We start from the raw sequence: 14145 nt of genomic DNA, 5'->3' as shown, positions 1-14145 counted from the left end.
ATCAAGGTGTCAATCAAAGTCACCCATAGATAAAACATAACTAACTGATCTACAAGATACGCTGTATGATGGCACAGAAGCATAATGACGCCAAGGCTTGACTAATCTCAGGTGAATTGTATGCCCCCTAATCTCGTTAGTATAGATTGCAATTTCAATAAGGTATGGAGTCTCCCAAATGCTGGACGAACCTGACAAAAAGAGTTACACCCTTACTCTGGTAGTCTTACAAAGCCATCAGTTTCTAAAATACTCTTAGAACGTAAAAGTGCTTCTAAGCCCTCTTTTAATGCTTGATCTACCTTAGAGCCACGACGCGAAAAGCCCAACCTCTTTGCAACAAGAAGAGTCAGTGCATCGGTCTTGATAGAAAGCTGCTCTCGTACTGTTAGTATGATTGCATTCATTATTTCTATTAGAGGTATTTCTGTTATATCTCTTCCGTGAGCCTGTCTATATCCACTGAAAGAATCAGCACATGCTTTATCTGTCCACAATATCGTAGAGTTACCTATCTCTTGAACAAATAATAGCCTATCAGCAATATCCTTAACCGAGGCCACCAAAGAGGAAGTAACTCTTGCAGCACCTCTATGTACACAGATACATCGACATAAATACATCAGTGTCATTGGCTGTTCACATGCAAGTATCTTTTTTGCAAGAACCTCATCACTCATAGCATCAGTATCTTCCAAACCTTGATACGTATGATAGCCTTTCTCATTGCTTTCTATTTTCTCAACCTTTTCTTTTGTAACATCAAAGGTAGTATTCTTTACGAATGTCTTTTCTAACTTCCCGTTCTGCTGTAGTACCTTTTCAATACGTGCTATAACACGTTCAGGATTATTAATCCAATCGACACTCCACACACGCATTATCTTCCAACCAAGTAAGTTCAAAACAGTTGGTTGGACAATCTCTCTATCTCTTGTAGTCTGCGTATTATGATAGACCTCACCATCGAGTAGAATACCCATAACATAATTGTCATTATTAACAGCATCTGCAATAGCCACATCAACCTTGAAATTTGAACGCCCTACATTGGTATTTACTATATGACCATGGGCCTTGAGTGCATCAGCAATCTGCTCAGAGATGATGTAGTCAGAGTTCTCCTTATGATTATTAGAAGTATTAATCAGTACTTGTTGCTCCGCATACTCTAAGAAATGTTTCAACCCTTCTACTCCCCGTGCCTTAGTACGTTTCAAATCAATCTGTGATGCTTTCAAAGACGAATAGACATTCATTTCTCTTCTGGCGCGGCTTACTGCTACATTCAAACGCTTTTCTCCCCCCATTATTATTTAGCGGTCCAAAGTTCATTGATACTCTGCCATCCTTATCTGGACCATAACCAATAGAGAATAGGATGATGTCACGCTCGTCACCCTGTACGTTTTCAAGGTTCTTTACAAAGATAGGCTCGTATAATGCTTCAGCTGCTTCTCGCAGTTTCTTATCCTTGTCGAGCTTTTCTGTTAACAAGTCATCAATTAAGTTTTGCTGTACCTGACTGAATGCTATCACACCAATACTATACTTTGTTTGGTCTTTACTCTGCAATCTTTTGACGATATCTTCTACGATAGTCTCAGCTTCCTTCTTATTAGAACGGCGTCCACCCTTATCATACACACCATCTACATAATAATACTTTACCTTCGTCGTTTGGTCATCAACAGATGGGAATGTGATAAGTTCACCATCATAATACTCATTATTAGAGAAGGCAATTAGCGATTCATGCTTTGAACGATAATGCCAGTTCAACTGAAGTGATGGTATACCAAGACTATGGCAATCATCAAGAATACTATCAAGATCATCAATATCAGCTTCATCTTCACTAACACTTGTTGATGAGAAGAAACTCGTTGGAGGCATCTGCTTCGGATCACCTACAACTATTAAAGACTTGCCACGAGCAATTGCACCTATCGCCTCACTTGTAGGCATCTGTGAAGCCTCATCAAAGATAACAAGGTCGAACTTGCTTCGTGATAAATCTAAAAACTGTGCCACGGACATAGGACTCATCAACATACATGGGCAAAGTCTTGGTAATAGTGTGTCAATATTATCAAACAAATCACGGAGCGAGACCCCTCTACCACCATTTGCAATGTTTCTATTAAGGAAGCCAATAGGACTACTATTGTCTATACTGTCTGTCACATGGGGTACATTCGCAGCCAATCGAGCGTAAAGTTCCTTCTGACTGAGTAATTGAAACTCTTCTGTCAGTTTTTTGTAGCGTGAGATTGTCTCGTCAAAGATTGTTCCTTCAAAGGTTCGTAAGACCTGTGACGACGCTATCTTCTCACAGGCAAAATTTCGAAAAACTCGCTTAAAGAAGGCATCCTTCAGTCTCTCGGCTGAAATTTCCTTATTTTCAATATATTGAGCGATGATGCCAAGACCCTCAATCTCAAGTTCCTTCTTATAAGCACACCACTGATACCAATCTCGTGCTTCATCTGTATGCTGAAGCCAGTTATCGAGTTTCAGTACATAACACTTCAAGTCTTCATTGGTTGGAAGCTTATCATCATCAAAACTTACGGCAAAATACGTATGTATAACATCCTGTATTGTTACTATCTCATTATGTAATTGCTGATAATTTAGTAATTTAGAGAGGAAAGTATCAATATCTTGCTCAATAATAAGATTATTAAATTGCTTCAACTTAGTTAAGAAACTCCTTTTAGCAAAGAAGCGAGGTAGAAACCACTTAGCCTTGATACTCCTCCACTCGTTATATAACGTCTCTCCATCTTGAGATAACACTTCATCATTGCAATCTCTTAATAATTCAGCTTTTATAGCTTCAGCTTCCAAAAGCTTATGCCTTTCCTCATCACCCTTACGGAGTGTTTCAGATGCTGTTTTGAGTCGTGATGATAGATATCCAACATTGGTAAGGTCGTCGTCTTCAATAGTAAGCCCAAGTAAAGGGTGTTTTGAAGGAGTCCCCGTAATGCTAAGTACAGCCTGGTACTTCTGACTCAATAGATGTGCGTATTTATCCATTTTCTCTATTCGGAACAGTTGCTTAAATGCAGCATCGTTCACATCTAAATCAAGCTCTGGCCCATCTATGGATTCATATCTGATGATACTGTCAAATAAAGACATCCCCTCCGGTCCTTTAACATCATGGAGTGCCTCCATATACTCAATCAATTTACACCGTTGAGCATAGAGTTCGTCAGCAATACGTGCATATTCTTTTGGATGTTGAATATGAGTTGCCTCCATAGCCTTCTTCAACTGTTCAAGTACATGACGCTTTGTAATTTTGTTTGAATGCATTTCAAGACAGAATGGACCAAGGTTTATCTTCTCCAAACGCTTCTGTACCACATTCAAGGCTGCCATTTTCTCTGCAACAAACAGTACTCGTTTACCTTGGAACAAAGCATTAGCGATAAGGTTTGTAATGGTCTGCGACTTACCTGTTCCAGGAGGACCATATAGAATAAAAGAGTGTCCCTGACCAGCTGCCATTACGGCTGCCATCTGTGACGAGTCTACAGGGACAGGTAATGCAAGGTCAGATGGCTTCACCTCTTTATCCTTATCTTTCAACTCTGATATTACTTGGCTTGGAGTAAAGGTCAGTTTTTGTTCTACAAGACTACATACTATATTGTTCTCAAGCAGTTCTTGTCTGTGGTTATGGATATCATTCCACATAAGGAACTTACTAAACGAGAAAACGCCCAAGATACATTCTTCTTCTACATCCCAACGTTTTTTGTTCTTAAGCACCTCACGTATGATAGCAAAGATTTTCTTCACATCTACCCCGTGCTCATCTGTAGGTAGGGGATTAAGGCCTGGTATGTTGATTTCAAAATTCTGACGTAGAAATTCTATCAAGGTTATATTCAAAGTAATCTCTTCATCTCGAGTACGAATATAGTAATCGCCTTTTTTATACACCATTTCCACAGGCAGCATTAATATTGGAGCATAACGAGACTTCTCACTTATCTCTGTTTCATACCATCGCAGTGTACCTATAGCAAGGTATAACGCATTTGCACCTGTCTCTTCAATAGCATTTTTTGAAGCTCGATAGATATTCTTCAACGTATTGCGTGTGTCTGTCTCCGTCTGATAAGTATGTAACATACGATGTTTAATATCATTTGTTATCAACTCATGGAGTTCTGGCAAAGACTTAGAGCGTACAAGGCGTTCCTCGTCATTAATCTTAAAACTTACATCAGGTTTGCAAGAAATTAGGTATTCCATCCCATCTTGCAAATAGTCTTCTACCAGGTCAATATCAAATGAAATAAATTGAATAGCCTTCTGCCTTAGATAAAGATTCAACATTGAGTTACGCAAGGAGAAGTCTAAAAGTTTGCGCTCCCAGATATCCAGCTTAGTTATCTCACGTTTGTTGTCCATTAGCATACTCAGATCAAAACGCGAGTGTTCCTTTACATTTAGCATACACTCATCATGACTTGTTCCCTCTACAGCAACCTCCCATACACCATTATTCATGACACGCTGTGGAAGAGGACGCACTTGTTCAAGTCGACATCGCTTGATATCAATGAACATCTCAAAGATTGCCGTATTGGCAAGATTCTTTATGGCTAAACTCTGAGCATCTTCAAAGGTAGTAGACTCTGCTGTAATTTGTGTACATTCAAGTACAAGCATCTCATCGATGCCGTCAGAACATTTCTTCTCTATATACGAAGCATCATCACAAACACTATATTGACAACAGTCGTCGACTAACCAAACAGCAAGGTAAGCATGCCCTTCTTGTAGTACAATACCACTATTGAGCCCTATACTTTCAAGTACACTTGCAAAGAGTAGCGTAAGTTCTATGCAGTTCCCGACCTTAGAAGCCAGGACTTGGTCAGGCAGTGTAATACGTTGCCCAACAACTTCATACGATGCTGGAGCAGAACGGTATACAATACCCTCAGCATGAAGTGCACCATACACAGCAGCCACCTGCTTTCGTACCTCATTTGAATTACCTGTCTGATATGCTGTAAATGCAGAAGCCCCCGACACTTCCTTCAACTTACTGGCTGCCTTGGCTATAATATTGTTTACAGCAGGATGATTGGGCGTAACAAACGAAGCAAGACATTGCGGTAGAATACTGGTTCCCAACCATTGGTCGTATGGCATTATATCTATGTCATAACTATGAGTAAACACTATCTTCTTTGAATCTGACAGCGCATCAGCATATACATTGATGGTAAATGTGGACGTAATCTTTTCTGTTACCAAAGCTACCTCTGTTGGCTTCAGAGATAAGCCCATACCCTGTAAACGAATTGACTTACCAGTCTTAAGTGATGCGATGATGCTTGAACGAAAGTCTTGGAAAAAATCACCAGAACATTCTATTATTATATCCCTTAAATCATCAGCCTTGTCATTACAAAGCTCAACAGACTGGCATATTGCTACCCCGTTATTAATTAAGGAATAATTGATAGATGGTAGATATTCTATATTGATAGTTGCCATAACGATTTGATAATTTGTAGATTTTGTTACTTATACCAATATTAATTACTTGGGTTTACGGACTTATTGGATTTAGACATTAACTGCCAAATATTATATGCTTATTACATAACCATTGAGAAAGATATTACAACGGTCACTTAGTTATACCTCCTCTATAATACTAACGCTGTCAAAGGTGTTTATCTTATCAAACTAAAGTACTCAACTGCAAATATAGTTATTTGTTTTTATATCTCCTCGTATTATGCTTATAAATATACTATTGGTGCCAGATTAATCAACGAATAACATAAGTTCACCATCATCTCCAATTATATACAAGTCTTAAAGATTGATTAAAATTAAGCAAAATATGGATGAATAGAGCTTCATAAACAGTAAGGAAACTACCTACGTGAGAGCTTGAAAGCATTCTCTAACACAAAACTATACGGCTGTATAGTTATCGCAAGGCTACCCAAAGAACATTACTCTAATTGCTTTCACCATTATTACTACCATATCAAAACAAAAGTGTCCTGTTGTTTCAAGTGAACCTAAAGGCTTTATAAGTTGTAATGCGGTAAAAAAGAACCTGTTGACCTATATAACTATGTGGGAATAAGAACGCACCCTACAACACATCTTATGCGTTGTCCTTTAAGAGATGGAATAGTTTTCCGCTCTCATGAAATGTCACAATAATACCAAATAATTTTGATTTCAAGTAGCTGTCACTTTTAACATTTCAAATAAACTCATTATAAATCAATTAGTTGTAACGTCATCTCTAATGACAGAAATGACAGGAAATATTATTATGGAGGATTTGGTTTGTCGTAGGACATTCAAAATTTCGTGCGAGCTTATTAGGTATATGAAGATTAGCTGGTTAAGAAGAAATATAAAGGTTTACTGAAAAGCAAGGGATGCTACTATCAAGACTTATCGCCGTAGCACTTAAAATATAGCATGAATCATTTATGTTCGTCTGTTATCGTTAGACATAACATACCAAGCGAGATAACCAGACCACTACTTAAAGGTGTCTCATTATTCTAAAGAATATGATCCAAGGTAGCCTGTCGAAATCAAGAATGATATGACATGACGAAGCAAAACACTTAACTAAGTACTACCAAGAAAAGAAGAAATCATACTCTGACAATAGATTAGAGAACGTCTAATAGACATATCAGAGACCTACTTCTTCGGAACAAAAGTCTCCCATGTCTGATCATCAAAGAAGATACGAATCTCTGTGATGCGTCGTTGCGGTTTGTCAATATATTTTACCTCTGTACGAGAAGGGATTTTATACATATTATCATTATATGGTAAACTTCTCTGTTCTGTCTCTACCAGTGGTGGAGTTGTAGGATTAGAAAAGTCAAGCGTGCCTTCAGAACTTCCAGGAGGCATGGTTGCAGCCTCTCCTGTAGAAGAATTAGGCTCAGCGGTCTGATCCTTAAACATTGGACCTTGTCCATATAAAAGCCAATCAAGATTAATCTTTGTAAACTTACTCTTGATAGCTTCAACAGTATTAAGAGTCGGTTTGGTCCTTCCAGTAAAAATACTACTGAGAGATGCAGACGAGATTCCTATGAAATCTGAGAAAGTTTGCTGAGTCATGTGCTGACTCTCCATAAGCTGTCTTATTCGATCTTTCATTTCAAATTCTATCATTCGTTAGTAAATAGAGGAGTTTTTAGGCTGATTAGCCACTCTTCTAACAACTTTACAAAGGTAAACATAATATTTTATATACCCAAATAATAAGTTGAATAGATTATGTTTGTATATCTAACTTTTTATATTTACATTTTACAAATACAAAATAGCAAAAGTGTGCATGTGCCTTATACATTTACAAAGTAACATATACAAACCTATAGGATGCAAAACAAATAAATAAACCAGAACTACTAAATTACTGGTTATAAATCACATTATTAAGCATATCTAAACCTAAATGGCACAAATATGCGAATTATAAGGGAATAAAAGAAGGGTTAGGAAACTAAAACAATATTATATTCTTATAATGTACTGATATATTAGTATTTATATGCCATAATTAGTACGTGCATAAAAATACATCTCGATTAATAAAAGTAAATACATACGTTTATATAACAAAATAATACACTTGTATGAGCAATAAACATCTTTATCTTATCTACATTTGTATCTACAAATGTAAATAACAATATTCACTTGTAGTTTTCAAGCTCTACATAATTAAAGCAAAATAAGTGTGAAAAATAAATCGAGCATTGTCGAGAATTGTCATTTTGAGCGTTATTAAAGTATTTGCGAACTGGGGGAAAGATGCTGTAAAATACGCAAAAAATGAATAGGTTAAAATCAGCTATTACGCTATTAATCAAGAGAAAACATAAAAAAAGCACCCTTTTCAGAGTGCTCCTTTTAGCTTAAAATAATATGATTTTAGGCGGGGAAAGAGTGATTTTACGGCTAAAAATGTATCAAAATCCCCTCTATTTCTTAATGAAGAATGAAGAAAATAAGCTCTTTCATCAAATCTCCCGCACCAGTATTAGGATTATCTAATCCCTTACTCTTTCCATCTATGTCCCGAATCTTAGAAATAATGTCCATCGTTTTACGTGCAGAATAGTTTTTTAATCCTATAATATAATCCTTCGCTCCCCATGTATTACGTAAATCCAAAGCAGAAGCTATCCCTTGTTCTGTACCTCTCTGAGGAGTATAATGAACTATCATAAGATTCTGAAAATAAGAAAAGAGTAATGGAAGGAAAGAATAAAGAGAACCAGCTTTGGGATTATTGTCAAAATATTTCACAATCTGATTAGCCTTGAAACAGTCCTTCTGAATAATAGCATTTCTAAGTTCAAAAGCATTAAAGTCCTTACTTACCCCTATCTCCTTTTCCACCACCTCTGGTGTTACACGAAGGCTATCTGCCGGAAGAGATATAAGTACTTTATTCAACTCTGAAGTGAGTCGACTCAAATCAGCTCCAATATGATCGGCTACCATCTGGCATGACTTAGGATCAATACTAACATTCCTTTCCTTCAAGTAAGCTTGGATAAAATCAGGGAGCTGATAGTCGCGCAACTTCTTACTTTCAAAAACAACCCCTACTGTCTGTGCCAATCCAACAACCTTCTTACGTGCATCAATTTTCCCATTCTTATGACACCATACAAGGATAGTTGATTTTACAGGATTCTTGAGATACTTCTCCAAAGCTTCTAAAGAACGGATATTCTGTGCTTCTTTAACTATTATTACTTGAAACTCGGCCATCATAGGATAACGCCTTGCCATATCGGCTACCTGAACGGCTGTAACATCTGAACCGAAGCAGATAGTTTGGTTAAAAGTCTCGTTCTTCAGGAGAAAGAACATGCTCTGCTATATAACCAGAAATCTGATCGATATAATAAGACTCTTCACCCATTAACATATAGATGGGTGCATACTTCTTATTCTTCAGATCCTGCATTATACTCTGAAATGTTGGTCCTTGCTTTGTTGGCATTTACTTTTTTATTAACTTTGCATAAACGATAAACCGTGATACAACCTAAGAGAACAACGGCAGTAAGTCCATACTGACAGAAGGTGGTCTAAAGGGTTACACCTCTCGAATCTCTTACGATACGGTCTTTCATGCAAAGTTAATAGAAAAGAGATAGAAAACAAAATTTTCATTTGACTTTCGCCATACCCTTCCACCTTATTATATATAGGATATTTAGTTATGACACAGCTCAACCTCCCTCCTTACCAGCTTAGAGTAAGGGAGACAAACGGACGAAAGCAGATTCTTGATATACTCCGCAGAAAATATGTAGCACTCACTCCAGAGGAATGGGTGCGACAACACTTTATTCATTATCTTATTGACCACAAAGGCTATCCTGCTCCCCTACTTGCTAACGAAGTTCCACTACAAGTTGGCGAGAAGAAAGTTCGTGCTGATAGTGTGCTTTACGATAATCAGCTTCGTCCGAGGATGATTATTGAATACAAAGCACCTACCATACCATTAACACAAAAAGTATTTGAACAGATATCTGTTTACAACCTCCTACTCCATGTTGATTACCTCATTATATCAAATGGCATAGATACCTATATCTGCAAGATGGATTATGACAACCAGACATACACGTTTCTTGAGGCAATACCAGACTATCAGGACATTTAGTCCAATTTTCCACATTACCACCTCCATAATAGGATAAAAACAACCAACAAGCTGACTGTATCTTAAGAAGCCAACTGAGCTTAAAACAACAACTCCTCCCTAAGTAAGAAAGTCTATATACGAGCATCTGAGTATCATTACTTCTCACGGACTCTATTCCAAGAGACCATGCCTTGTTTTTTATAGGCTCAAATCATTTCATAAACATCTCTTCTTTAGCGAATATCCCTCCGATAACAGGCAGAAAAAATAGTGATAACTCACTTTTTCTTCACCTTGATTTTGTCTATCATCCTTCCATCACAACTACCAGATATTAGGTATTCAATTACCGAAAAATGCAAAAGAATAAGCCTTAATACAACTTTCTTTCTACACAACTAACAGCAGAAGGTTTATCCTCATAGCGTGATATAACACATTTCTAACAAGATCCTACTACCATTCCATCACCCTATACCACAAATCATCACCACCCAACATTCAACATCCAAACCCTAAACGCATAGAGGGAACAAAAAAGAAAGAAAGACAATTCCTATTACTACAAGACATCATAATCCTCTTATGAACAACTAAGGTCAGTTCCCCTAACTATCGTTTGACATGCCCTTTACTCCTATCACTCCCTCCGAGCATATAAACAATTATTCTTCAGTTTATTGACAGGGCATCTTAATCTGTCTGCAAACATAAATAAAAGAGTAAATATAGTACTGAGTTTGTCGCCTTCGTTACTATTATCATGCCATATATCCTTTGCAATAATCTCCCAGATAGCAAAATTCACATGGCATTACCGATAAAAGATATAAACTTTGGCATTATCTTTGTATCATAATAATAATAAGACTTTGAGTTAAAGTAACATTGAAAAAAGAAAAGAATATGGCAATCGCAAAGTGGATTGGTGGCGCATTAGGTTGGATACTTAGCGGAAATACGCTGGGTGCCTTAGTAGGCTTTTACATAGGTAGTTTACTCGATATAGCGCTTTCAAATGGAGAAGACCTCCCTTTTAGTGCAAATAAATATAGAGTATATGATGAACAGGACCATTTTGAAGATACAAATTCTTTCGAAGGAGAGCGAAATTCCTTTTTACTTTCTATGCTTGTCCTTTCCTCCTACATTATAAAAGCCGATGGTAAGATAATGCACTCTGAGATGGAGTATGTACGCCAGTTCCTTCGTGTAAACTTTGGTGAACAGGCTGTCAGCCAAGGAGAAGCCATTCTACTAAAGTTATTTGACGTACAAAAGCAGCAAGGACCGGCCCAATTCCAGGAGACCATTCGTAAGAGCTGTGTTGAGATTCGCTTCCACACAAGTGTAAGTCAACGTCTTCAATTACTTAACTACCTTGTCATCATCGCAAAAGCTGATGGTGTAATAAGCCCAGAAGAGGTTGCTGCACTGAAGGAGGTAGCCCTATACATAGGACTTTCTATGCAAGATGTTGAGTCTATGCTCAACTTAGAAAGCGGTGCAGAAGCAAGTAGCAGCATTGAAGATGCCTATAAGGTGTTAGGAGTTTCTCCATCAGCAACTGATGATGAGGTTAAAGCAGCCTATCGTAAGATGGCACTAAAGCATCACCCCGACCGTGTGGCAACCTTGGGAGACGACATACGGAAGGCTGCAGAAAAGAAATTCCAAGAGATTAACGATGCTAAAGAAAGAATCTATAAGGCAAGAGGATTGTGAGTAAAGTGAACGAGTTGATGGTAGACGAGTTGACAAGTTGATGGTAAACAGGTTGACAAGTTGATAGTGAACGAGTTGACAAGTTGATGGTAAACAAGTTGACAAGTTGATAGTAAACGAGTTGACAAGTTACTACTAATCAGACTATTACTATTGCCTACAATCATCATTTTTAATAAGAAACAATCATATAATTGCACTATGGCAACAAGACTAAAAATAAAGACAACAGAAGGTGATATCACTATTCGCCTCTATGATGAGACACCGAAACATCGTGACAACTTCCTCAAATTAGTGAAAGAAGAGTATTTCAACGGAACAATCTTTCACCGAGTAATAAAGGATTTCATGATACAAGGCGGCGATCCTGATAGTAAAAACGCACCTAAGGGTAAGATGTTAGGAACAGGTGGACCAGACTACACCATCCCTGCGGAGTTTGTTTATCCACAATACTTCCACAAACGTGGTGCCTTGAGTGCAGCCCGTACGGGTGATGAAGTTAATCCTAATAGGGAAAGTAGTGGTAGTCAGTTCTACATTGTATGGGGAAAGACTTATAAGCCTACTGAACTAAAGCAGATGGAACATCAAATGGCAATGCAACAAGAACAGTTGGTTTTCAATCAGCTTACCAAGGAGCATCATGAAGAAATCATGAATTTAAGACGTAATCGTGACCGTACAGGACTACAAGAGCTACAAGACAAACTGATAGAACAAACTAAAACTATCTGTAAGCAACAAGGGAAGCCTACCTTTACGCCAGAACAAATAGAAGCTTATACGAACGTTGGTGGTACTCCTTTCCTCGACAATCAATATACTGTCTTCGGTGAAGTAGAGGAAGGACTTGATATTGTTGAACGCATCCAAAACTGTGATACTGACCGCAATGACCGTCCAACGAAAGATATCGAAATTGAGAATGTAGAATTACTATAGTTTTACAAATAAAGGCTTTACAACTAAACACAATCCCTTATCTGGCTATTTCACAACGAAAAAACCAGATAAGGGATTACTCTTTTACAGGGAAGGCAGACTATTTCGTAATAGCGAGATAGCGTGACAACCGCTCAAAGTTCTTTTGCTTAGTAGCATCCATTATCAAGAAGATATCTATCAGCCACCAAATATAACACCCTCCACATGTCAGCAGTTTACCAACACCTAAACCAGTGTCACCTATATAAAAACGATCGACACCCAATATTCCAACAAGTATTGACAGAATCATCGCTACAGTAGGGTCACTCATTTGGCTCGTAAATGCCATTATTTCTTCTGCACTTACATTAGAGCTCTCCAATCTTGCACGTACACTCGGAATACATCCTGCTGGTATCTTGGAAGAAAGCACTACCAATATGCTATTTAGTTGTTCTGATTCCATAATATTTATACGAGAGGTTGAATTGTTAATACATTAATCCATTTAAGGAGGGAAGTCTTATATCTCCACTATATCTTTAAGATGTTCCTTACAATAAACCAAATAAAGAAGAGGATTATATACAACCATATAAGCCGTCTGTCTTCTATTACCTTAGTCAGATTATCCTTAGCCTGTCCTTGTGGGAGCAAGGCACGGACACCAAACGACAATATGTATGGTCCAGAAAACAGTAGAAAATAGTTATAATGGATTGCTTCTGAGTAATGCCCTTGCAATAGAGCATGCAATGCACGCTGTATACCACACCCAGGACACTGCAACCCTGTTGCGAGCTTGAACGGACATTTAGGCGTCCATAACGTCGTAACAGGGTTATAGAAATAATATAGAGTTAATAGGAAGGCTACCAAACAGAGCCAACCTATAGACTTTACACTACCTTTCAAGATTTAATGAGCGCCAGAGAGTGACCCAAGTGCTGCCAAACCACCGCAGAAAACAAGGTAAAGAATAGAAACTATCGCACCTCCAACAATACCGATAATACTCCACTTCTTAGCATCATTAGCTGCTAAATTAGCTTCATCGTATTGCTTCATCGCATAGTAATCATTCACTTTCATAGCGCGAATAATCGCATAAATACCTGCTGGCAAACAGCAGCAAACAGTTGTGAAAATCGCAAGAGCCAAATAGTTATTTGGCCTAGGAGTATTCATTTCTTCCATAACTTTTTTTGAGTCGACTCCCCATGGACATTGTTTTATTGTTTATTATTGAACCACATTGCTAATACGATGGGGAAGTCATGATAATCATCGCTTCACAGATGGGCCACAGTTTTTGCTTTATTTTTTTATTGTGGACAAATTTAAGTATTTTCGAGTAAATACACAAGCACAAAAAAGAATAATCCTCTTATAGAAAACAAATATATTACATTTTAAGTAAAAATAACATCTAATTATTAATATTCTACCGCGTGAATTCAACAAGCAAGTGCAAATTTACTTAATTAGTTCGTAAAAGCAGTCCTGTGGTGTTTTAAAATCTAATTTCTTTCTTGGCCTCATGTTAATTTTCTTTGAATACTTCGTGATTTGTTGCTGGCTGATATGCTCAAAGGTTTCTTTTTTGGCACGTATTGCCTAATTAGTCCGTTAGCATTTTCTATAGCGCCTTTCTGCCATGAAGCGTATGGGTCAGCAAAATATATGGTGACACCAAGGCTTTTGGCTATCATTTCATGACAAGCGAAATTCTGTACCATTGTCAGTTGAATAGACTTGATATGCTCTTGAATGGAGACAGT

At 37.7% G+C, this 14145-nt stretch carries 9 protein-coding genes and 2 pseudogenes; 3 read left to right on the top strand and 8 right to left on the bottom strand.

The window, feature by feature from the left end:
- Window positions 1–212: 212 nt before the first annotated feature.
- From HMPREF0666_RS18020 to holA, 4 genes and pseudogenes are all read right to left on the bottom strand, one after another.
- Window positions 213–1259 carry a hypothetical protein gene (locus tag HMPREF0666_RS18020; protein WP_009011602.1) on the bottom strand — a complete coding sequence of 349 codons (1047 nt, stop codon included), beginning with the start codon at window positions 1257–1259 and terminating at the stop codon, window positions 213–215.
- On the bottom strand, window positions 1222–5532 hold the full coding sequence (locus tag HMPREF0666_RS06620; protein WP_009011601.1) for a DUF4011 domain-containing protein: 4311 nt from the start codon (window positions 5530–5532) through the stop codon (window positions 1222–1224). Before HMPREF0666_RS06620 ends, HMPREF0666_RS18020 begins: the two co-directional genes overlap by 38 nt.
- A gap of 1185 nt (window positions 5533–6717) precedes the next feature.
- A complete protein-coding gene (locus tag HMPREF0666_RS06615; protein WP_050803231.1) occupies window positions 6718–7188 on the bottom strand; it encodes a helix-turn-helix domain-containing protein in 471 nt (156 codons plus the stop codon).
- An 837-nt stretch (window positions 7189–8025) separates the two neighbouring features.
- Window positions 8026–9052: pseudogene (holA, locus tag HMPREF0666_RS06610) on the bottom strand (DNA polymerase III subunit delta).
- A 222-nt stretch (window positions 9053–9274) separates the two neighbouring features.
- Here holA and HMPREF0666_RS06605 point away from each other — a divergent pair.
- The 3 genes from HMPREF0666_RS06605 (at window position 9275) to HMPREF0666_RS06595 (ending at window position 12379) form a co-directional block, all read left to right on the top strand.
- The gene (locus tag HMPREF0666_RS06605) at window positions 9275–9724 is read left to right on the top strand and encodes a type I restriction enzyme HsdR N-terminal domain-containing protein (RefSeq protein WP_009011597.1); all 450 of its coding nucleotides are present in this window, start codon (window positions 9275–9277) and stop codon (window positions 9722–9724) included.
- Between the two features lie 888 nt (window positions 9725–10612).
- The gene (locus tag HMPREF0666_RS06600; RefSeq protein ID WP_009011596.1) at window positions 10613–11431 is read left to right on the top strand and encodes a DnaJ domain-containing protein; all 819 of its coding nucleotides are present in this window, start codon (window positions 10613–10615) and stop codon (window positions 11429–11431) included.
- Between the two features lie 201 nt (window positions 11432–11632).
- On the top strand, window positions 11633–12379 hold the full coding sequence (locus tag HMPREF0666_RS06595) for a peptidylprolyl isomerase (protein ID WP_009011595.1): 747 nt from the start codon (window positions 11633–11635) through the stop codon (window positions 12377–12379).
- Between the two features lie 100 nt (window positions 12380–12479).
- Here HMPREF0666_RS06595 and HMPREF0666_RS06590 read toward each other — a convergent pair whose 3' ends face one another.
- From HMPREF0666_RS06590 to HMPREF0666_RS06580, 4 genes and pseudogenes are all read right to left on the bottom strand, one after another.
- Window positions 12480–12830, bottom strand: coding sequence for a TM2 domain-containing protein (locus HMPREF0666_RS06590; RefSeq protein ID WP_009011594.1), 351 nt, complete (start codon window positions 12828–12830; stop codon window positions 12480–12482).
- 68 nt (window positions 12831–12898) lie between these two features.
- The gene (locus tag HMPREF0666_RS18445) at window positions 12899–13243 is read right to left on the bottom strand and encodes a DUF2752 domain-containing protein (RefSeq protein WP_157600257.1); all 345 of its coding nucleotides are present in this window, start codon (window positions 13241–13243) and stop codon (window positions 12899–12901) included.
- 39 nt (window positions 13244–13282) lie between these two features.
- A complete protein-coding gene (locus tag HMPREF0666_RS06585; protein ID WP_009011593.1) occupies window positions 13283–13561 on the bottom strand; it encodes a CD225/dispanin family protein in 279 nt (92 codons plus the stop codon).
- 341 nt (window positions 13562–13902) lie between these two features.
- A pseudogene (locus HMPREF0666_RS06580) lies at window positions 13903–14145 on the bottom strand (IS30 family transposase); the annotation flags it as partial.

Source organism: Prevotella sp. C561, assembly GCF_000224595.1.
GTDB lineage: Bacteria > Bacteroidota > Bacteroidia > Bacteroidales > Bacteroidaceae > Prevotella > Prevotella jejuni.
The sequence above is the reverse complement of the archived record's forward strand: the minus strand, read 5'-3'. Positions and strand labels throughout refer to the sequence as shown.

Coding starts and splice junctions, on each gene's coding strand:
- HMPREF0666_RS06585 (WP_009011593.1), bottom strand. CDS start 13,561: ATGGAAGAAATGAATACTCCTAGGCCAAATAACTATTTGGCTCTTGCG.
- HMPREF0666_RS06605 (WP_009011597.1), top strand. CDS start 9,275: ATGACACAGCTCAACCTCCCTCCTTACCAGCTTAGAGTAAGGGAGACA.
- HMPREF0666_RS06590 (WP_009011594.1), bottom strand. CDS start 12,830: ATGGAATCAGAACAACTAAATAGCATATTGGTAGTGCTTTCTTCCAAG.
- HMPREF0666_RS06595 (WP_009011595.1), top strand. CDS start 11,633: ATGGCAACAAGACTAAAAATAAAGACAACAGAAGGTGATATCACTATT.
- HMPREF0666_RS18020 (WP_009011602.1), bottom strand. CDS start 1,259: ATGAATGTCTATTCGTCTTTGAAAGCATCACAGATTGATTTGAAACGT.
- HMPREF0666_RS06600 (WP_009011596.1), top strand. CDS start 10,613: ATGGCAATCGCAAAGTGGATTGGTGGCGCATTAGGTTGGATACTTAGC.
- HMPREF0666_RS06615 (WP_050803231.1), bottom strand. CDS start 7,188: ATGAAAGATCGAATAAGACAGCTTATGGAGAGTCAGCACATGACTCAG.
- HMPREF0666_RS06620 (WP_009011601.1), bottom strand. CDS start 5,532: ATGGCAACTATCAATATAGAATATCTACCATCTATCAATTATTCCTTA.